Here is a 21,144-nt window from a genome sequence, read left to right as displayed (position 1 = left end):
TTTCTTTAGTTATAGTATTATTGAAAACACTTTTTTTAGAATTTCTGCTTTTCCATTGGCTTTTATTTCTTCATCTTTTACTATCTCGCCACCTGAAAACTCCTGATAATGCCCATCCCATATCCGTATATTACTTTGATCAGTAAATATTGAAACCTTTTCAAACTTGTTTATCCCCGAAAGTGGGTGAATATCGCAAAAGATACACGGCATTATGTAGTCAATATCGAGCTGAGGTTCTTCGGTGAACCCATACAGCCTGCGCCAATCATTGTTTTTTGAGCTTCTGCCACAATACCCAACCGAAGAAATCGTCTTTTTCAAGGCGGTATTCCGAAATACCGTCATTTTGAATAAGTCCCTCTGCAAGCAACAGCGGCTTTCTTGAACATTCGGAATTTACGCCTACATCGGCCAGGTATCTTTCTCCACATATCGTGACGGTCATTACTCTGTGAGTTCGTTTATGTATCTCGCCTTCGGGAATTATGTATCTACTTAGATGGCTTTTTACATCGAATCCGATGCTTTTCAAAAGCCACGCATACAGCCCGTTCAGCTCAAAACAGATGCCGCCTCTGTGTTCGATTATCAGTTTGCGATACAATTCTTTATGATTGAGTGAAGTAATCCTGCGTTCAAGGCAGTAATAGTTTTCGTATGGAATATGTGTAAGATGAGCTTTTTGCAGTAATGCAAGACTATTCAGGTCTGTATTTATATCACACTCTATTCCGATACGTTTCAAATATCCCATGATCTCATCATCGGTCATTGGAGTGTCATCAATACTGTATTCTATTTCAATGTCAGACATAGTAATCGCCTCTATATAGCGTAATCTTAGTAATAATATTATATCATAAGGAATACATAAAGTCAATCTGTGAAGGTTTATCCTGATAATCAGACTGCTTGACTTTTTCAAGTAATTGAAGTATAATAATCATTACGCAAGTGCTCGGCTTGCTTGTGTTTGTGACCATATAGGAGGATACAATGAGAAGAAACGACAGAGAAATAACAGATAACAGCGTAATCGAAGCATTTATTTCCAAAGAACAGATCATAAGAATAGCTTTCTGTGATAATGGCGATATTTACATCGTACCTGTAAACTACGGATACATTAATGAAAACGGAAACTACAGCTTCTATTTTCATGGAGCTAAGGCAGGCAGAAAATATGAGCTTTCAAAGACTTCTCCGAAGGTGGGATTTGAGATAGACGGCAACTACGAGCTTCTTGAAGCAGATGTAGCCTGCGATTTCTCTGCTAAGTTCCAGAGCGTTATCGGAACAGGTACTCTCAATTTGGTTGAGGATAAGAATGAAAAGATCAAAGGTTTGAATACGCTTATGAAACAGACTACTGCAAGACCTGATTGGAGCTATGGAGATGCAATGCTAAATGGTGTGGCGGTTTTCAGGCTCGATGTTGAGAAAATGTCCTGCAAGGCAAAATAAAATCAACTTTGACCCCACTGGAGTCGAAGTTAGAAACAGCGTAAAATCGCTAAAAACGGACTAATCAAAAATTGCGATTCGGGTGTTTGCAAAATAACGTTGAGTATGGGAAAAGGTTGTAAAGGAGTATTTGTTATGGAAAAATCAAAGGCTAAAGAGCTTGCAGAATACATAACAGAACAGCTTGCATGATTGGAAGATATCCGTAAAACACCTATGATGGGCGGCTATATTTTTTACTATCGGGAGCGCATTTTCGGTGGCATATACGGAACTGGCTTTATGGTAAAAATAACAGAAGCCAGTCGGAAATATATGCCCGACAGCATTGCTTGCCCGCCGTATGATGGTGCAAAGGAAATGCTGCCTGTAACGATAATTGATGATAGAGAATTATTACAAAAAATGGTATCGGAAATGTTCAGCGAGCTGCCAGAACGGAAACCGAAAACCAGAAAGGCGGAGAAAAAATGAAAACGAAACTGTACACGAATAACATCGACCAATATCTGCAATGCAGTGATATCATTGACTTTGACAACGAGTCTGTTGCACAACTGGCTGACAAGCTTTATAGCGCGTCAAACGGCGAGACCGATTTTATCAGAAAGGCTTTTGAGTATGTGCGTGACCACATCTCACATTCGGCTGACATCGGAGCAGACGAGGTGCCCTGCACGGCATCGCAGGTACTCAAAGCAGGTCACGGAATATGCTTTGCAAAAACTCATCTTCTGGCTGCGATACTTCGCAGCAGGGGCATCCCCGCAGGCTTTTGCTATCAGAAGATCGTACTCAACGACGATGCCGATGTGCCGGAGCTTGTCTATCACGGACTTAACGGAGTATATCTCAGAGAGCATGATAAATGGATAAGGCTTGATGCAAGAGGTAACAAAGAGGGCGTGAATGCACAGTTTTGCATCGATACCGAACAGCTCGCCTTCCCAATACGCACAGATAAAGGCGAACAAGATGATTTTACCGTCTATCCCGTGCCGGACAAAGAGATAATAATGGTGCTGACATCAAACGATTCCAGAGCACAGCTTTGGGCTGAACTTCCGATGCAGCTCGAATACTATAATGCCATCAAGAAAACGGAATCCGAAAATCAGAAAATCTGACATAATGATGAGTGAATAACGCAATAAAAACAGCCCCGCACCACTGAAAAACAGTGATGCGGGGATTGCTCTATCTGTTCACTTTTCAATGCTTATCGTCACGCCTGATTTGAACCGAAATTCCAGAAAGAACTCGCAGACCTTGACGCTTTCCAGCAGTTTCTTCACCAGCGCCTTATCAAACTCCGTGATGGTACGCGGCTGAGAATTGATGAAATTAGCCAGTTTCCAGATTTGCTTCTTTCGTACATAGCCCAGTAGATTGACTTTTTCGGGGCTGTTTGGTATAATAAGAAGCAGGAATAGTCCAAATCAGGACTCTTTCTTAGACGTATAAAAATCATTATTATCGGGAGGTTGGTTATGGAAAGCTTTTGTCATATTTCTGATAATTGCCCCCTGACCGTTCCCACTTTATTGACTTTGCAGCAAATCTGATGTATAATACTATATGATGAATGCTGCCGCAAGGGAGATGAAAACATGGGCATTTACCTTAATCCGAACAATGTTAATTTCTATAATGCAGTGCATGATGATATTTATGTAGATAAGACCTCGATGATAGATTTCACCAATGGCTGTCTGAATAAGTCCAGCAGATTTATGTGTGTGAGCCGTCCGAGAAGATTCGGCAAATCTATAGCAGCGGCTATGCTTACAGCATATTACAGCAAGGGCTGTGATTCGAGAGAGCTGTTCAAAGGACTCGATATTGAAAGTATGCCAAGCTTTGAGAGCGAGCTTAACAAGAATAATGTCATATATATTGATATATCACAGTTTCGCAGCAAGGCGAATGTTACGGGCGAGCTTGCCACGCTCGATCTTATTCAAAAGGCAGTTATAGAAGAGCTTGCCGCTGAATTTCCCAACACAGTTTCCGATGATGACAGAGATATACCCAGTGTCCTTGAAAAAATCAACTACAAGACAGGTGATACATTCATCATAATTATTGACGAGTGGGACTGTCTGTTCAGAGAGGATACTTCTAAAGATGAGCAGGAACGCTATGTAATGTTTCTTAGGGGTATGTTTAAGAGCGTGTCAGCAGAGAGATTTATTAAGCTGGCATATATCACAGGCATTTTGCCTATCAAGAAGTATGGTACGCAGAGCGCTCTGAACAACTTCCGTGAATACACAATGGCACGACCTGGCAGACTTGCAGGCTTTTTAGGGTTTACAGAGCAAGAGGTCAAGGGTATTTGTGAGCAGCATGGTATGGATTTTGAGGAGATCAAGAGGTGGTATGACGGATATTCGCTAGGCAAAGTAACATCTATTTACACACCAAACTCAGTTGTCAATGCAGTGACCGAAGGTATGATAGGCAGCTATTGGACACGTACAGAGACTTATGAGTCCTTAAAAATGTTTATCGAAATGAACTTTGACGGTCTGCGTGATGCTGTTATCAGAATGCTGGGCGATCAGAGGGTGCGTATAAACATTGAGAAGTTTCAGAACGATATGACTACAATAAACAGTGCAGATGATGCGCTGACCCTGCTTGTGCATCTGGGATATCTTGCTTTTGATGCAGAGGAAAGCGAAGTTTATATCCCTAATCAGGAGATAGCGATAGAGTTTGCAAACGCTGTCGATGACAAGGGCTGGGGCATCGTCGGTGAAGCCATAAGACAGTCGAATGATCTTGTGAAAGCAACTATCGAAGGAGATTCAGAGCTTGTGGCAGAGCGTCTTGAACAGATACACGAGGCGAACACCTCTGTGCTTGCATACAACAATGAAAACTCACTAAGCTGTGCGGTGACGATAGCGTACTATTCAGCACGCAAGGATTACACTATGATACGTGAGCTGCCCACAGGCAAGGGCTTTGCGGACATCGTGTTCATACCCCACAGAAATAGTTCCAAGCCTGCGATGATAGTCGAGCTCAAATACAACAGCTCCGCAGACGGTGCTATCGCTCAGATCAAAGAAAAGCGGTACAGCGGCGCACTCGATGAGTATTCGGGCGATATCCTGCTTGTGGGTATAAGTTATGACAAGGAGCAGAAAAAGCATGAATGTGTTATCGAGCATCTTAGCAGATGATAAAAAATAATATATGTTATGACCAAAAGCAGCCTGTGCAAATTGTGCAGGCTGTTTTCTTGTTCCCCTCGGTAATGTGAACCTTTATGAACAGATCAACGTGACGGATATCGCTATGATCGCAGCACATATTAACAGAAGAAGATCATCGAACGCATAGCGGAAAATGGAAGCTGTGTGATCGTCGGACGTGCTGCGGATTATGTGCTGAAGGATCATAAAAATGTTTTCAGGATTTTTGTTCATGCGCCGCTTGAATACCGTATTAGCCGCGTGAGGGAGGTCTACGGCGATACGCAGAAGGAGGCTGTGCGAAATATCAGCCGCTCGGATAAGGCGAGAGCAGAGTATTACCGCAATATCTCCGGTATGCCGTGGGTCAAAGCTGAAAACTATGATCTTGTGATCGACAGCTCACGCCGGATTGAAAAAAGCGTTGAGATGATTATCAGTGCTGTACAAAGTTCAGAGCAGACATAACGATCAGCGTGAAAAAGAGAATCTAATTCCAACAGGAAAAGCCCAGCATCACGCTGGGCTTCAGACTGTCGAAAAAGTATTTTTGACACTTTTTCTGGGGATGTGGGGGCGCAGCCATTTCAAAATCCAGTCCGGAGCAGAGCACACATACTGGATTTCCGTGCTGTCGCAGAAAGCTCTGACAGCACTTTTTTCAATTATCGAATGACCTGACGTTTTGCATATGGCATGATGGAATCAGTTCTGCATTTTCTTTGACAAAGCTGCACCATCCTGACTGCCGCAGATCTGGTTGTCACTTGATCAGGCTCTCAAGCGTTCCGAACAATATATCGTTGTCTATCGGCTTGCTGAGGTGTGCATTCATTCCGGCTTGCAGACTTCTTTGAACATCCTCATCAAAGGCGTTGGCGGTCATAGCGATAATGGGAACCGTTTTTGCATCAGCTCTTTCAAGTGCTCTTATTTTTGCCGCAGCTTCAAGTCCATCCATTTCAGGCATTCTGACATCCATCAGCACTGCATCATAGTGTCCCACTTCACTTGCAGAGAATTTTTCAAGCGCTGTTTTGCCGTTCTCCGCATGATCGACGTGTATCTCACGCATGGCAATCACCATCTTCACGATTTCCGCATTGATGGGAACATCCTCGGCAAGCAGTATGTTCCTGCCTTTAAGCTCCGCCTTGTGGCCAGTATTTCTTCCGGCAGGATCTTTCTTTCTGTATGCAGACCTGAATTCCTCGATTACATTATCGGCAAACAGCGGCTTGGAAATAAAGGAGTCAACACCGGCAGCCTCGGCCTCTTCAAGCACATTGTCCCATTTGTAGGCGGTGATGATGATGATCGCCGTTTCATAGCCGACAACACTGCGTATCTCTCTTGCCGTTTCAATGCCGTCCATTCCGGGCATTTTCAGGTCAATGAGAAGCAGATCAAACGGCTGCTGTCTTGCCTGTCTAAGCCTTACCAGTTCTATCGCCTCTCTGCCCGAAAGAACAGTCTCGCAGGCGATACCCGCCTGACCAAGTACCAGCTTTGCGTGTTCACAGGCAACCGGATCATCATCTATTACAAGCACACTCAGTTCACCGAGATTCATGTCATGATCTTCCGGATCACTCTCGGAATATGCGGAATCCATAAGTGTGACCGTCACGATAAATGTAGTACCCTTTCCCTTTTCGCTTTGCACCTCAATGTTGCCGTTCATGATCTCCACGATATTTTTGGTGATAGCCATTCCAAGTCCCGAGCTGCCGTATCTGTTGGTGGCAGAGCTGTCCTCCTGGCTGAAGGTCTCAAACAGCTTCGGCAGGTATTCGGAGCTCATACCTATGCCGGTATCGGATATCGTAAGGCGCAGAGTTGACCTGCTGTCAAAATGAGCTGTTCTCTCAACAGTAAGTGCCACGCTTCCGCCCTCGGGGGTGAACTTGACGGCATTGCCGAGAATATTGATAAGCACCTGCTGCAGCTTCATATTGTCACCGATATAATGGGCATCTACCGAACCGATGATGCGGCAATTGTAGTCCAGTCCCTTATCAGCGCACTGTGCGCCGAAAATAGTATTGATCTGTTCAAGCAGCTTTGAGAAGGAGAAGTCCTCATTTTTCAGCACGGTTTTCCCTGATTCTATTCTTGACATATCCAGAATGTCATTGATCAGACTTAACAGGTGATTGGCTGAGCTGCCTATCTTTTCAAGATAATCTCTCGTCTTGTCAGTTAATTCAGGAGCGTTAAGGGCAATGGCATTCAGCCCGATGATAGCATTCATGGGCGTTCTGATCTCGTGGCTCATGCTCGACAGGAAGGATGTCTTTGCTTTGCTTGCCTGTTCTGCGGCAGCAAGTGCATCGCTGAGTGCCCGGCTCTGCGCCATAGATTCCCTCATTTCGCCGTCTATATCCGTAAAGCCAACTCCGACAGCATGGACAGTATGGTCGTCTCTGTCCTCAGCATGGCGAACGCCTGCCATACGGAGCATTTCATAGGTCTCCTGGCCGTTCTTTCCGACAGTCAGGTAGCGCAGCGCAATGATCGTTTCCTTTTCAAGCCGCCTGCGTATATTGTCAGGCGCAATAAACTGCAAAAAGCTCTCACGGTAGCTCTCAGCAACGACCTCATTTGCGTAACGGGTGAATGCTTCCACAAATGACAGACGGTCTCCGACCTGCGGCCTCTCCTCCGGTGTTACTTCCGAACGGTAACAAATACATTCGTCCGAATCGAGATTCACATAGTAAACACTTTTGTAATCTGATGCAAGAGCAGTTATCATATGATCCTGCCTGGTGCGCATTTTCTCTTGCTCCAGCAGTTCATTTTGCAGCCGCAATCTTTGCTCAAGTTCCTCCTGCTTGACCACCGAAGTCTCCTTTTCAATGGCAAGCTCGGCATTCTTTTTGTTTTGCAGGAACATGAAAAGGATGACAAGTGCAGTCAGAAATATCTGTACAAGGCTTCGTACAAGGATCCCCTCTGACACCGAGCTGATTTTCTCGCTGATAACGCTTTCACGGATCAGATAGGTCAGCATCCAGTCGGTACCGTCTATCGGGGTATATGACAGTGTTTCCTTTACATCATTATATGTAAACGATACGATTCCACCCTTGCCATTTTCAAAATCAGACCGCAGAGCCTCGGCCGAAGCATGGTCGTCAAAATCGGCGTGCTCCACAGCCTCAAGAAGATTGTCCTCACTTGCCAGACCACCGAGAACCATATCTGTCAGAGCGTTACCGTCATGTGTGTAGATATTGCAGAAGGTGGTATTATTGTTATCCGACTGTAAGGACACGCCCTCGAGCATGGTGTTCATATCAATTTCCATAAAGCAGACGGTCAGCGTTTTCCCGTCAAGGGGAAGCCTGTCCACCGGTACAGCTATAATAACGCTCTTGCTGCCGCTTCCGTCATCCCGAACGGATATTTCAGGCTCACGGATATGATTGTAGTCAAAGCTGTACTTCTCTATATCATCCATAGTTCCGTCTGCGGTATAGATAAGCCCGTTTGTGTCCACAAAGGCAAATTTTTCAAGGGTATAAAGCTGCCTCACTCGCTGCTGATACGCCTGCAAATGTGCTATATCGCTGAGATCGTCCTTTGTCAGAAGGCTGACTGCCGTCTGCATATTCCCGATATTTCGCTTCAATGCAGAAGAGACTACCTGTTCACGCCTGCCTGCAAGCTCGTCAAGATACAGCTTGCTGACAGATGTCACCGTATCCTGCTGTGCTTTCTGCCCCGACCAGTATGTACCGAGTATGAGTATCGCTGCTATCATAAGGCTGCCTATCACAGCCGCATACAATCCTGTTTTATTCTTTATCCTTTTCATATCAATAGCTCTCTTGTGAGATCAATTTATAGACTGCACAATGCTTCAAACTGCACTTTTGCTTCCGCTAAAAGAGGCGAATAATCGGTTTCCGTTCTGCCGCGGAGCAGCTCTGTGATTTCGCTGACCGGCTTTGTCAACGGTGAAAGCGACAGATTGGTATACATACCCTTCAGTGCATGAGCCGTCTCAAACGCCGCATCAAGATCGCCTTCTCCGATCTGCTGTTCGAGCAAAGGAAGCCTGTTGTCGGCAACAGCCTTTTTGACAAGACCGATATAAAAATCTTCCATTTTCATGCATCGTGAAAGGCCCTCGTCCACATCAGCACCAAATTCTCTGAGTTTATCAATTGTAAGCATCTTTTTTCTCCCTCAGTTCTTTTTCGATCAGAATTCCGAACTCCTCAGGCGGAAGCGGCTTTGAAAAATAGTAGCCCTGTATAATGTTACAGCCCAGCCTTTTGAGCAGTTCCATCTGTTCCTTTGTTTCAACGCCCTCCGCAATAACAGGGACTTCAAGAAGTCTTGCAATGTCGATCATGATCCCGACAAGACGTTCATTTTTTTCGTTTTCGCATATTTCTCTGATAAACTTCATATCCAGCTTCAGAGCATCTATCGGCAGCGTGGTCAGCATATTCAGCGAAGAATATCCGCTGCCGAAATCGTCCATTTCGATCCTGAAGCCGCACATGCGAAGTTTATTCACTGCTTCGACGATCTGATCGGAATTATCGGTATAGGCAGATTCCGTGATCTCCAGCAGAAGTTCAGCATGATCCAGGCCGTTTTGTGCAGCAATGTTCTCCAGGATATCTGCAAGATGGGCATTGAACATATTGACTCTCGACACATTGACCGACACGGGAATGTCAATCCCATAGCAGTCCTTCCACTGTCTGATCTGCGCTGCCGCTTCATTCCATACAAACCGGTCGAGCTTCTGTATCAGACCGTTCTCCTCAAAGAGCGAGATAAACTGACCGGGGCTTACCATTCCAAATTCGGGATGGAACCATCTGATAAGCGCTTCTGCACTGGAAAGTCTCGGCTGGCTGCCTGTTATGGAATACTTAGGCTGGTAAAAGACACGGAACTGCTTTTCAGACAGCGCCCTGTCCATATCGTTGATGAGTCTTTCAGCGTACAGCTCTTTGCCGTGCTGCTCATCGTTATAGAAATCGAAACATGATACATAGCTGTTTCTGAGCTTCTGGCAGGCAAGTCTGGCATAATCGAAACGTTGTTCCATGCATTTCTCACTGCCGTCATCAGAGTATATGCCATACCGCAGGCTGATATTGCTGTCATTTATGCGTTGATCAATCACAGCGATATACTGCGGCAGCTTGTATTGAAGATCGTCACTGTGGGGAAGGTAGACACAAAACTGATCGTTGTCACGGCGGCAGGCCAGTCCGCCTGTTTCGCTGACAATCTCATGAAGGCTTTCACCGATCTTTTTCAGAATCATGTTTCCGTAGCTTCTGCCATACAGTTCATTCACCACATGAAAACGGTTTATATCGACTACCACTGCATCCATCGGCATATTGTTATTCAGCTCGTCAAGCCTTTTGCCGTATTGAAAGAAAAATTCCTTATGAAACAGTCCTGTCAGATCGTCACGCTCCGTCTCATGGATAATGACGCTGTCCTCGGCAAGCTCGATAGAATGACTGACTCTTGCACAAATGACCTCAGGCATATCAAAGGGTTTTGTAATAAAATCCGCTGCACCGATCCTCAGGCTTTCCACCTCTGCGCCCTTTTCGGAGGTCAGCACGATCACAGGTATGCGCCTCAGTTCATTGTCGCTGCTAAGCAGCTTCAGCAGGCTGTATCCATCCATCTCAGGCATATTCAGGTCGAGTATCACGAGCGAAAGCTTCAGCTTGTCCCTCTTTATGATGCTGAGCGCTATCACACCATTTTCGGCGTAGCTGACTTCATACCGATCCTCCAGCATCCTTCCGAGTATCTCTCTTGCGATATAGTCATCATCAACGATCAATATGCTTCTGCGAAGCCCCTTCTTGCGTTCCAGCAATTCTTTCATACAGGATTCCTCCTTACATAATAGTCCAATCAAAACAACCCGCATGATAAGTAAACCGGCAATAGATGTACACGCCGTCAGAATCTATAATTATTCATATTAATTTTAGCATAAAATGCAGGTAAAGTCAACAGAGTATCTAAAAATACACTGAACTTCATTGACAGCGTAGGGACGCGTTCTCACGGTAGCAGAAGAACCCTTACATAAGATGAAAAATAGGGCGATACCTCGCACAGTTAGGTATCGCCCTTATTCGTTATTATAATGATTGTTCTTGTCGGTAGGTACTGCTGTGGTTTTTCGTGTTACTATTTGGAACGGGGATAGTAACTCCTACGTCGGCATGACCCATTATGTATTGCAGCATTTTGGGATTCATGCCTTTCCTTGCCATGTTGGTGCAGAAGGTGTGACGGCAGACGTGGGGCGTTATCTTCGGCAGAGTTCTGAGGCGTTCATGGCAGTATTTCTCACGAATGCGCTGCATGACTTTCTGCCAGTGCATAGCCAGCTTTGGCATACCGTTTTTATCAAGAAACAGAAATCCGATACAGCCGCCGACAGCAGGTTCGCTCTTTACTCTTCTGCGGCTGCTTATCACCCTGCGGAATGCTTGTTCAACTTCGAAGGTCATGGGTATGAAGCGTATGCCGCTGTGAGTTTTGGGTGCCTGTACGATGTACTTGCCGCTGCTTGTGCGGATAAGCTGACGCTCGACATTTATGCGGTGTTCATCAAAGTCGATGTCCGATACTGTCAGTCCGCAAAATTCCGAGATACGCATTCCCGTATTAAAAAGAATAAATATCCCGTCGTAGTAGCGGCTGAAATAGTCATCGTCCCTGACATAATCAAGATAGTCGTTCATCTGCTTTTCTGTCAGAGCTTCTCTCGGCTCGCTGTCGTTTTCAATGATGGTCGCCAGTTCAAATCTGAATGGGTTCTTGCGGATAAGATCGTCGTCTTCTGCCATCTGGAATGCGGGGCGCAGAACACCTCTTATCGTGTGGATCGAGCTGTAGCTTTTTCCGTCTTCTCTTTGCAGTTTTATCAGCCAGATCTTAGCATCGGACAATCTTATCTTGTCGATGCGCAGACTGCCGAAGGGGTCTTTTTTGAGAAGATTGATGACGGTACGGTAGCCTATCTGTGTACTCTGACGCACACCTGTTTTCAGCTTCAGATATCTCTCCACCAGCTCAAGCACAGTGTAGTTCCCGCCGTTGACAGCGATATGATCGTAGGTGTCCTTAGCGACCTTTTGTTCCTTTTCTCTCAGAGAAAGATCGTGCCGTTTTCCCTCGGGATGAGGATCGGTGGTATCCAGCCGCCAGCTGTAGACCGACCTTTTCTTTCCGAAAGCGTCAACATAGGTATAACGATATCTGCCGTCCGAATTCTGACACTCGCCAAATCGGAGTTTTCTGTTCAAATGGTCTCTTCTTTCTTCACTCAAAGTGATCTCTCCTTTCAAAGATAGAGACCCGAACTTGCATATTTATTATAACACAAGTCAGGGCCTTTTTCAATACCCTAAATCACGGTCGCTCTATCGAGGAAAGCCTCAAATCTTTCACGCTTGAAAAGCACACGGTTGCCGTTGAGAATAATGAAATCGGCATCGCTGTGTTCCTCTGCAATACGGCGCAGCTTATTCTCTCCGATGTGATAGTACTCGGCAGCTTCCGTGACAGTAAGGGTGTAGCGTTTCCAAACGGGGATGGTGTTGGTGATATTTTCTTTTGTATCAAAAGCTTCGTTCAAAAGCATTCTCCTTTCGGTTGTATGATATTGTTTTTCTTGAATTTCTCGTGCCGCTTGCGTTATTCCTAATCGTTATTGTCATGGCTAAAGTATGCACCTCAGACTTTTTTCCAACGTACTGTGGACACAAACTTGCTTAGCGTATGGCTGAGAGCTTCCACTTCCTTTCTCAGTTTCTCAACATCCTCGGCATAGATGCTGTTTGTTTCATTAGCTTTTCTTGCCACCTGATTGATGTTGTTTGAAATGATACGCATTCCGTTCAGCGTTGGTGCGACCTCTTTTACATCAAAACTTACAACCTTACCGTTGACAGCCATGTGCCGTATAAATGTTCCTGTTTTCATACAGCAAACAGAAGCCCTACGCTCGACCTCAGCCCATTCATCGAGTGAAAAATCGATTTCTTTTCGGTGGACTTGCTTGTACTTTCTTGCCATTTCATTTCTCCTTTCAATCGGTTTTTGATTTTTTATGCTCCTCAGATGAGGGGCTTTTTGTTTAGGGCGAGGGTCCCCTAAACGCAAAAATCGCAGGGGTAACACTGCGTTTTGGAAGAAAGTGCCAAAGAATACGGCACTTTCTCTACTTGCTACGCAAAGTCTGATAAAAAATAAAAGGGTCATCATAGAACCGTTTTTTAGCCCGTATGGGCTGATGTCCGAATACGCACTGACCGCTGCCTGGACAGCAAAAAGATGACTGCCTCTACTATAACCTAGGATTTTCAATGAAAAGTTTAGGCAGATCCGGGTCTCCGTAAAAAACTGTGTATCATTGAACAAAACGGGATGACCAAAGTTGTGCAAAAAATGTATCATTTCAATATCGAGACACAGTGGTGGGGCAGATGTCAATTGACGGTATGGGTTTAATGGTGGGTTAAATTATCCCTCCATAAGTACCGACACTTTGAGGCGATTTTATAAGCGGTTTCGGAGATCTTGTAATTATTTTCTGCGTATTCAACAAGTCGGTCTTGATGATTGTGTGCAGTCTGCATATCAGTTTTAGACACAGGGGTGCAACACATTCAGATATGTTTTCAGAACGGTTATGCGAACACCTTTCTCAATAGTTCATACAGAACTTGCGATTTTTGTAACCGGATTTGAGGGTTAAAAAAATTTGGATAGATGCACATTGAAGCCCTTGTGTTTTTGTGCAAAATATATTTGATTTGAATAGAGGAACCCTTCGTTCATTAGTACAGACACTTTGAGGGATTATATAAGCGGGTTTAGAGATTTTGTGATTATTTTCTGCGTGTTCAATAAATTAGCTCTATGAAAAATGTGGGGGTGTATATCGTATTTAAACATCAGGGGGTATGTCAAGTGATGTTGCGTTTTTCAAACCATTATGCGGAACATCTCTCTAATAAAATCATACAGAACTCGTGATTTTTACAAACGGATATTTGGGGTTAGCAGATAAAGCATTATGATTTTCCTACCTTTTTATTTTTCGTAGCACGTCTTTGGGAACAGCGTAAGTTAAGGACGGCTGCGACATTTTCCAAAGGATCAGGCTATTCAAAGAACGATTTGAAAGAAAATGGCACACCCATAATCCTTTATGGTCGGCTCTACACAAAATATGAAACTGTTATCAGCGAGGTCGATACTTTCGTAGATGTTCAGCCTAATTCTGTTTATAGCACTGGACACGAAGTTATCGTGCCTGCATCTGGCGAAACGGCAGAAGATATTTCAAGGGCTTCTTTTGTCGCAAAATCGGGCATTTTGCTTGGTGGCGATTTGAATATTATTGTTCCTGACGATTATATCAATCCTGTTTTCCTTGCCCTGACAATTTCAAATGGTAATCAGCAAAAAGAGCTATCAAAAAGAGCACAAGGAAAATCTGTTGTTCATATCCATAATTCAGATTTGGAAAATGTAGTTTTGCTTTATCCGAAATATGAGGAACAAGAAAAAATCGGAGAGTATTTCTCAAAGCTCGACTCCCTTATCACCCTTCATCAGCATAAGCCAAATAAAAAAGGACATGACGTTTTGACCGTCATGCCCTTTAAGGGAAACCAGCGTAAACCGCATTATTTATGTACTTAGTCGAGCAAACTGGAAATCGACTTCATGATGAGGTCAATGTCCTTGTTTTCAAGCTCTCTGATGATGTGCAAATAGGTCTTCTGTGTAGTATTGATGCTTGAGTGTCCGAGTCTCTGTGCAACACTGGCGATCGAAACACCGTCGAACAGGAGAAGCGATGCGTGTGTATGGCGAAGTCCATGAACGGAGATAGTAGGGATTCCGACAGCTTTGCAATGTCTTTCCAACACATCGTTGAGAGTAGAGTTGTAAATCTTCTTTTCTTTTGAAACAAAGATAGGGGCAGTATCATTCAGTTCTCTGACGATAGCATAGAACTGTCCTACCGTTTGCCAGTCAAGGCGGATCTTTCTTACCGAGGACTTGTTCTTGGTAGGCTGAAAGCCGCCCTCGCCTTTATAGTCCCATGTCTTATTAACACTAAGCGTCTGATGAGTGAAATCGAAGTCCGCAGGCGTTACTGCAATCGCTTCGGAAAAACGCATACCGGTCTTAGCAATAAGCAGAATAAGCCAATCCATATTCAAACCGCTGTTCAGGTCAAGGCTTGTAAGCAGCTTCTGAAGCTCATAACGGCTGAGATACTTCTTCTTTTTATCGTTGGGAGACTTACCCTTGATAATAACCTTGCGAGTGGGATCACGGGCGATCAAGCCGTCATCGACTGCATCAAGGATAGCTCCTTTGAGCTGGTGGTGAAAATCCATAGTGGTCTGGCGCTCGTGTGTCTCAGCATAATCATTGATGAGCTGCTGATATGTGATCCTGTCAAAATCGCAGAGTTTCACATCGGGGATCAGTTTCTTCACCCATTCTGCGGTCAGGTGATACTTCTGCATTGTTACGCCTCTGACCGATCCTTCTTTATATATAACCAGCCATTGACAGTAATACTCATGGAACAGAGTATCCGTTTTTATATCGTTCAAAATCTTATCCTCCTTTGGCGGCTCACGCTGATGAAGGGTGATAAGGGTGTCGAGGTTATGAAAAAATGCACCAATCGCACCTTGTTCATCACTGTTACAAGGGACTGGAATCTTCTTTGAAAGCATCTCCTCTATGGTTATTCCTTTGATTGATGTGCCCTGTACATTTTGCTTCTCTTTTTGCAACATTTGGTATATCGAATAGGTTGCATATTTTTCGTCTATCTGTATACCAGACAGCGAAAGAAAGTCTTGACTTGTGCAATAAGAAAACGGCATAAATGCGAGCTTTCCAACGCCTACACGAGTCACTATTGCAATGGAGTTTTTGGGTACTAATTTCGTAGCAGATTTTGATATTGCTTCTTCTGAAATATGCTTCCTCGGCTCAACATTAAAAAGCTGATTTTCTATAATATCTTGTGATTGTATCCACGGTATTTCACCGTTCCAATAACTATCTATGGAGGTCTGAGGAGTGCCTCCACCATAAGTGTTATCGGCTATATCTTTAACCTTACGCTGTTCCCAGGAAATAGCACAAACAAGCATAAAAAAACAGGGAGCTAAGAAAAACTTAGCTCCCAAATAGGCGATTTTTCGTGATTTTATGATTTTTTTGATGTTAGGACTTGTTAAGTAATGCTGTGTCATCAATTCTATAATCATCATCCCGAAGTGGTATTACTTCTTCATTCAGCAAGGTCAGCAGTGCCTTTTTGACCGACTGATGATATTTGAACTTAGAAATGCCTTCGTGCTTTGCGGAATAGCTGTCGAAATCGGCGGATTCATAAATTTGTATTTTTGAGAAATACATATCTTTAACGTTTTCTGCCAATTGAACACTATGTATCACTATTCTTCATCATCACAGCTTTCTATATCAAAGCCTCCGGAAAGGATAAAGTTTTTCAGTAGAGTTCTTATTTTATTATTGACCTTAATTACTGTCAATGTGCGTCCCTCTTTTTCCTCAAAGAAAGCTTTAGCTTTGACACGGTCAACAGACTGTACAAGTTCTGTGTAGCGGTTTCCATAGTCAAGTGTCTTTTCGGTAGGATGTGCGTTAACACGTTCCGTCAGTTTTTCTTCATCACATCCAAGCAATTCTGCACAGCGACGTATCTCAGTGTTTTTAGCTTTAACCATATACTGTGCTATGTAGTCACGAAATGAGATGTCACTGTCGGGCTCGATGATACCGCTTTGTACATCGTGAAGAAAAATATTCGCATACTTTTGTTCCTCTTGTGTGAGCGTGGCAAAAGTCTTATGCAAATCATCAAGTTTTTTCTGCAATTCCTCAGGAGTTGCTTTTCTGTCGTGTAATAAGCGAAGATAATTGGCATAGCGTGAGTTCATATAATCTCTGTCAATACGCCCTGTGTCTATCTCCGTAAGGTGAGTATCGATTTCATATGGAACATCCATAGGTCCGCCGCCACCAGTTCCGCCGCCTGTAAAGAGTTCCTTATAACGGAGCGCTAATATCAGATAAGTATTTTCATCGGGCAGTTCGTAGACTTCGCCGTTTTCATCTGCATACGGTGTATCCCATTCAAAACCCTGTATTCTCGCTGCTGCAAGAACATCATTAAACTGTTTCCACAGCTTGGCAAACTGCGCTCGTTCGCTTTTATCTGCCGGATTTTTTTCAAAGTCTTCTATGCCTGCATTTTCAAATAAGGTATAAATATCCTGATAAATGTCAGCCATTTTTGCTATATTTCCGGGAAGCTTATCCGCAAAGAGTTCATCGGGTTTTTCGCCGGAATATAGGTCAAAAGCACGTTCAATGTTCGCTTTCATAGTATGAGGCTTGCGGTAATAACGAATATTGCCGAATGGCTTATCATTGCCATTAAACAGACGATTGGTTCTTGAAAATGCCTGGATCAGTCCTTCGTAACGCAGAACCTTATCTAAATATAAAGTGTTTACCCATTTAGAGTCAAATCCAGTCAGCATCTGATCAACCACTATAAGCAAGTCTACGCATTTTTCGGGTTTTATGTCCTTATACACACCCTTGTGTGCAAGTCGTGCAGATACATCTTTCTTGTACAATCCATAGGAACGCATAGAAAAGTGCTGATCAAACATTTTATTATAGTCTTCCAACATCTCAATTATACCGTCTTCTTTAATGATAGATTTGTTGCCACCATCGTTATCTATAGTTGGTTCAAAAAGTGCTGCAATACGAAGTGTGTTCGATAATTCGGGAGATTTAAACAGACGGTAATATTCTATCGCTTCGGGGATACTTGAAGTAGCAAGGATCGCATGGAATTTTCTTCCACGGCTGAGTTTATCCCACTTCTTTATAATATCGCTTATTACAGCGGTACGATGATTTTTCGTATCGTACTGTGTTTTAGGAAGCATATCCTCAATACCTTTGATGTACTTTCCATTTTCATCTTCAAATCCTGCCATTGGTACTTCGTACATATAGTAGTCGTAAACTTTCTTTTCTTCCTCACTTTGCATGATCTCAGCAACGGCAGTCTTATCAGTCGGATCTTTGTGAAGTTCATCAAGTGCAACAGCTTGTCTTAGTTCGTCATCTTCAAAAGTGCAGATCATATCGGGGTCAAACCCGAGTACATTTCCGTCATGAATACCGTTTGCAACGGTATACTTGTGTATCAATTCGCCGAACAAATCTGTTGTTGTATTGCCTTTCTTCTCATTTTCAGGACGGATAGGTGTGCCTGTAAAACCAAAGAAAACAGCATTCGGAAATGTTTTTTTGATCGTAATCATCATATCGCCAAATGTGGAGCGGTGACACTCGTCAACAATAAAGACTATATGCTTTTTTAGAATTATATCCCAGTCCTTTTGCTTTGACCGGTTATACTCATCATCAATGTTACTCATCTTCTGAATTGATGTCACAATAAGCGTATCCGAGGCATCTGAACTTTTCAATTTGTTGAAAAGCACTGTCGTATCTTCCGTTCCTTGTACGGATTCTGTTGCTTCGGCAAAGTTACGATATTCAGATAGCGATTGTGTGCCAAGTTCTATTCTATCCATAAGAAAAACAACTTTATGCGCATCATGAGAACTTGCTATAAGCTGTGCCGCTTTAAAACTAGTCATTGTCTTACCACTTCCCGTGGTATGCCATACATGACCGCCTAGCTGTTGTTTACCGTCCCAATCCTTAATTTTGGCTACTTTATCGGATATTCCCGAGGCTGCATAAAATTGGTAGCTTCTCATAACTTTCAATATGCCGTCAGTAGCATCTGCTACGGTATAGTAGGCGATGAGCTGATGTGCCATAGGGATAGAAAGCAGTGTTTCAGCTATATCGTGCCAATTGTTGATAGGCTGATTATTGAAGTCAGCCCAGTGAAAAAAGAAATTCTTGTTGAATACACCGTCCGGACCCGGATTTGCAAAGTATACGGTCTCTTCAGGGTTCATGGCTACAAAAACCTGCACGAGTGAAAACAATCCCGTGAACACTCCCTCATGTGCATATTTTTCTATCTGATTTGTAGCCTGACTGACATCTACACCGCTGCGTTTAAGCTCTATATGTATCACAGGCATACCGTTTATCAAAAGCATCAGATCGCCACGTCTGTCGGGATAGAGTGCTTTTGCGGTGTATTTCGGCTGCTGTACGATCTGATATCGAGTCTGACCACCTGCGATTTCGGCACGATTAAAGATCGTAAGTGAGATCTCCGCACCGAAATGGTCGGGGTCATCGGGATTGTCACGAGTAATACTGATCGTGCCGTCTTTAGTGCCGCTGTTGATAAAAGCATTAAGATTAAGCGGAGTACGCAGACCGTTTATTTGTTCGATGATCTGCGATATCTCGCCATCTGTCATCGGATGACCATTCAGGCGGTCAATGGTATTGTTATTCTGAAAAAGGATATCCGCCCAGTTTTTGATCAGATCTTTTTCAGTCGGATAGCGGAGAACCCCGCCTTTATCGTTCCAGCCCTTTTGTTTAAGGGCGTCGATAAGAGCTTCCTCAAAATCAGCTTCTTTTGCAAATGTATTCATAGTGTTTTCCTCTCTGATCTGTTTTGCAAGCTATGGTCACTGCTGTGAGTATCATCTAAGTTCGCTTATATCAAAAGCCGTGTATCCCTCGTAGTAATAGCTTGTATCAATACCTTTCATAAATACTTCTCTGTCTTCTGTTTTATCGGTAAGAGAATTTTTAAGCAATACACTTATCTCTGTAGAGCGTATCGGACTTCTTTCCATAGCAAGCAGATAGTCCTCTTTATCGATCATACTCCAGTCAATGACCATTTTTAGTTCGGTCTTAAAAATGTGATCAAGCCATATCCTTGTTGCTCTGCCGTTCCCCTCACGGAACGGGTGGCAAACATTCATTTCAACATATTTTGCAACGATCTCGTCGAAGGTATTTTGTGGCATCTGCTCCACCGTTTTCAAGGACTGATCCAGATACATAACAGGAGCAAATCTAAAACTACCCTTTGCAATATTCACGGTCCGTACCTGTCCTGCAAAGTAATATATATCCCCGAAAAGCGTTTTATGGATAAACATGAGTGTGTCCAGTGTACCGGCTTTTTTGTCAGCAAGCATATCCTGTTCAAATAATGCCATAGCTTTTTGCTTTGAAATACGTTCTTCCTCTCTTGCAAGCTCTGCCGAGCTTTGTGCGTTGATTTTATTTTCAAGCATATATTTCACCTCACACAAACATTTTTTCGAGCATTGATTTCTTTATATTTCGTAGTTTTTCTAACTTACGCTGATGAAGGGTGATAAGATCATCGAGCTTTGAGAAATATGCTCCGATTTTTTCTTGTTCTGCTAAAGCTGGTACTTTAACATCGGTAGAATTTATATTAACCTTTGATAAACTTGGTACGCCTGTTGACTCGTCCTTTTCTTTCCAGTTCACGTTTTGAAAAATACAATACACAAAATCAAGTGAATAATCTTCTTTAGGAATACAGTAAAACAGCGTATCTACCGTCCAAAACGGTGCTTTCAAAACATAAGGCTTATCAATCGTTCCTTTTCTTCCGATGCCAATAGCATCTTTGTCATATGATAGTGCTTTATCAACACTCAACATATAACCGCCCATTCCGTAAACAGGAATATCTCCCTCAGATAAGTGCTTATAGTCCATTCCGTTACCAACAGTAATGACTTCTTCTAACTTACGCTGTTCCCAAGAATCAGTAAATCCCTTAAATCGCACTTCGGGTACATCAGCACCATTTTTAGGAAACATTTTTCCAAGCATTGAAATTTTGACTTTGTTCAATTTGTCAAGTTTACGCTGATGAAGGGTGATAAGGGAGTCGAGGTTGTGAAGGAACTCGCCAATTCTTGTTTCTTCCTCGACATTTTTAGGAAAGAAAATGTTATAAGAAGATAGCTGTGGGACGGTCAACTGAGGAACACCTGTTGATTCGACAACTACCTTATGATTATTTATCGCATTTTCCAAGAAGTAGCAATCGTGATTGGAGCGTATAGCCAAAAGTCTTACAACAGGCGTAAAATCAACCATTCTCGCCTGAGCAAATCCTACTTCACCTCGTCCTGTTACAGTAACAGCCGGTGCTTTTACTCTATAATAATCATCGTAATATCCTACTACACCATCGTTTGTGAGAGCGTTTGCATATATCGGATACTTTCCGTTTTCAACGGTTTTGCTCTTATCAATATCGCCACCAGCAAGTATCTCAATAGCTTCATCGCCCAACTTACGCTGTTCCCAAGTATCATTAAAACCCTTGAAACGAATCGCAGGAATATTATTTTTGTTTGTCATTTTACAC

At 43.3% G+C, this 21,144-nt stretch carries 18 protein-coding genes and 1 pseudogene; 6 read left to right on the top strand and 13 right to left on the bottom strand.

All coding sequences use genetic code 11. The annotated features are described in order from the left end of the window. Positions 1–9: 9 nt before the first annotated feature. The gene (locus CUS_RS19880) at positions 10–324 is read right to left on the bottom strand and encodes an arylamine N-acetyltransferase (RefSeq protein ID WP_157769528.1); all 315 of its coding nucleotides are present in this window, start codon (positions 322–324) and stop codon (positions 10–12) included. Next, positions 269–817 (bottom strand): arylamine N-acetyltransferase family protein, encoded by a 549-nt coding sequence (locus CUS_RS12275; RefSeq protein WP_002851121.1) that lies wholly within the window; start codon positions 815–817, stop codon positions 269–271. The genes CUS_RS19880 and CUS_RS12275 overlap by 56 nt, the downstream gene beginning before the upstream one ends. Positions 818–999: 182 nt before the next feature. On the opposite strand from CUS_RS12275, the gene CUS_RS12270 reads away from it, so the two are divergent. The 5 genes from CUS_RS12270 (at position 1,000) to CUS_RS12250 (ending at position 5,141) form a co-directional block, all read left to right on the top strand. Then, complete coding sequence (locus tag CUS_RS12270; RefSeq protein ID WP_002851134.1) at positions 1,000–1,467, top strand: pyridoxamine 5'-phosphate oxidase family protein; 468 nt, start codon at positions 1,000–1,002, stop codon at positions 1,465–1,467. A gap of 192 nt (positions 1,468–1,659) precedes the next feature. Continuing rightward, positions 1,660–1,941 (top strand): TfoX/Sxy family protein, encoded by a 282-nt coding sequence (locus CUS_RS12265; RefSeq protein WP_002851111.1) that lies wholly within the window; start codon positions 1,660–1,662, stop codon positions 1,939–1,941. Then, entirely contained in the window at positions 1,938–2,594 is a 657-nt protein-coding gene (locus CUS_RS12260; protein ID WP_002851106.1) for a transglutaminase-like domain-containing protein, read from the top strand. Before CUS_RS12265 ends, CUS_RS12260 begins: the two co-directional genes overlap by 4 nt. Before the next feature lie 483 nt (positions 2,595–3,077). Continuing rightward, on the top strand, positions 3,078–4,661 hold the full coding sequence (locus CUS_RS12255) for an AAA family ATPase (protein WP_037277288.1): 1,584 nt from the start codon (positions 3,078–3,080) through the stop codon (positions 4,659–4,661). 144 nt (positions 4,662–4,805) lie between these two features. Continuing rightward, positions 4,806–5,141, top strand: a complete 336-nt coding sequence (locus CUS_RS12250; RefSeq protein ID WP_080559567.1) for a cytidylate kinase family protein — start codon at positions 4,806–4,808, stop codon at positions 5,139–5,141. 295 nt (positions 5,142–5,436) lie between these two features. Here CUS_RS12250 and CUS_RS18715 read toward each other — a convergent pair whose 3' ends face one another. The 6 genes from CUS_RS18715 to CUS_RS12220 all read right to left on the bottom strand — a co-directional run bounded on the left by CUS_RS18715 (position 5,437) and on the right by CUS_RS12220 (position 12,764). Next, positions 5,437–8,496, bottom strand: a complete 3,060-nt coding sequence (locus tag CUS_RS18715) for a hybrid sensor histidine kinase/response regulator (RefSeq protein WP_002851125.1) — start codon at positions 8,494–8,496, stop codon at positions 5,437–5,439. A gap of 26 nt (positions 8,497–8,522) precedes the next feature. Next, positions 8,523–8,858, bottom strand: coding sequence for an Hpt domain-containing protein (locus tag CUS_RS18710; RefSeq protein ID WP_002851128.1), 336 nt, complete (start codon positions 8,856–8,858; stop codon positions 8,523–8,525). Then, positions 8,845–10,557, bottom strand: a complete 1,713-nt coding sequence (locus CUS_RS12235; protein ID WP_002851137.1) for a putative bifunctional diguanylate cyclase/phosphodiesterase — start codon at positions 10,555–10,557, stop codon at positions 8,845–8,847. The genes CUS_RS18710 and CUS_RS12235 overlap by 14 nt, the downstream gene beginning before the upstream one ends. Positions 10,558–10,819: 262 nt before the next feature. Beyond that, positions 10,820–12,016: a site-specific integrase gene (locus CUS_RS12230; RefSeq protein WP_037277286.1), complete on the bottom strand. Its 1,197-nt coding sequence runs from the start codon at positions 12,014–12,016 to the stop codon at positions 10,820–10,822. Positions 12,017–12,093: 77 nt separating this feature from the next. Beyond that, complete coding sequence (locus tag CUS_RS12225) at positions 12,094–12,330, bottom strand: excisionase (protein ID WP_050792232.1); 237 nt, start codon at positions 12,328–12,330, stop codon at positions 12,094–12,096. Between the two features lie 92 nt (positions 12,331–12,422). Beyond that, the gene (locus CUS_RS12220) at positions 12,423–12,764 is read right to left on the bottom strand and encodes a plasmid mobilization protein (RefSeq protein ID WP_002851109.1); all 342 of its coding nucleotides are present in this window, start codon (positions 12,762–12,764) and stop codon (positions 12,423–12,425) included. 993 nt (positions 12,765–13,757) lie between these two features. Between CUS_RS12220 and CUS_RS12215 the strand changes: the two genes are divergently transcribed. Next, positions 13,758–14,399, top strand: a complete 642-nt coding sequence (locus CUS_RS12215; RefSeq protein WP_080559565.1) for a restriction endonuclease subunit S — start codon at positions 13,758–13,760, stop codon at positions 14,397–14,399. On the opposite strand, the gene CUS_RS20465 is transcribed toward CUS_RS12215, so the two are convergent. From CUS_RS20465 to CUS_RS12190, 5 genes and pseudogenes are all read right to left on the bottom strand, one after another. Beyond that, entirely contained in the window at positions 14,396–15,331 is a 936-nt protein-coding gene (locus CUS_RS20465; protein ID WP_037277290.1) for a site-specific integrase, read from the bottom strand. The genes CUS_RS12215 and CUS_RS20465 overlap by 4 nt on opposite strands. 27 nt (positions 15,332–15,358) lie before the next feature. Next, positions 15,359–15,880 (bottom strand): annotated as a pseudogene (locus CUS_RS20460) (restriction endonuclease subunit S); the annotation flags it as partial. A 306-nt stretch (positions 15,881–16,186) separates the two neighbouring features. Continuing rightward, entirely contained in the window at positions 16,187–19,369 is a 3,183-nt protein-coding gene (locus CUS_RS12200) for a type I restriction endonuclease subunit R (RefSeq protein ID WP_002851127.1), read from the bottom strand. A 51-nt stretch (positions 19,370–19,420) separates the two neighbouring features. Continuing rightward, entirely contained in the window at positions 19,421–20,026 is a 606-nt protein-coding gene (gene fic, locus CUS_RS12195) for a protein adenylyltransferase Fic (RefSeq protein ID WP_002851119.1), read from the bottom strand. A gap of 10 nt (positions 20,027–20,036) precedes the next feature. Beyond that, entirely contained in the window at positions 20,037–21,137 is a 1,101-nt protein-coding gene (locus CUS_RS12190; protein ID WP_002851131.1) for a restriction endonuclease subunit S, read from the bottom strand. Between the last annotated feature and the right edge of the window lie 7 nt (positions 21,138–21,144).

Source organism: Hominimerdicola alba 8 (assembly GCF_000178155.2).
GTDB classification, from domain to species: domain Bacteria; phylum Bacillota; class Clostridia; order Oscillospirales; family Ruminococcaceae; genus Hominimerdicola; species Hominimerdicola alba_C.
This window is presented reverse-complemented; position numbering and strand designations above follow the sequence as displayed.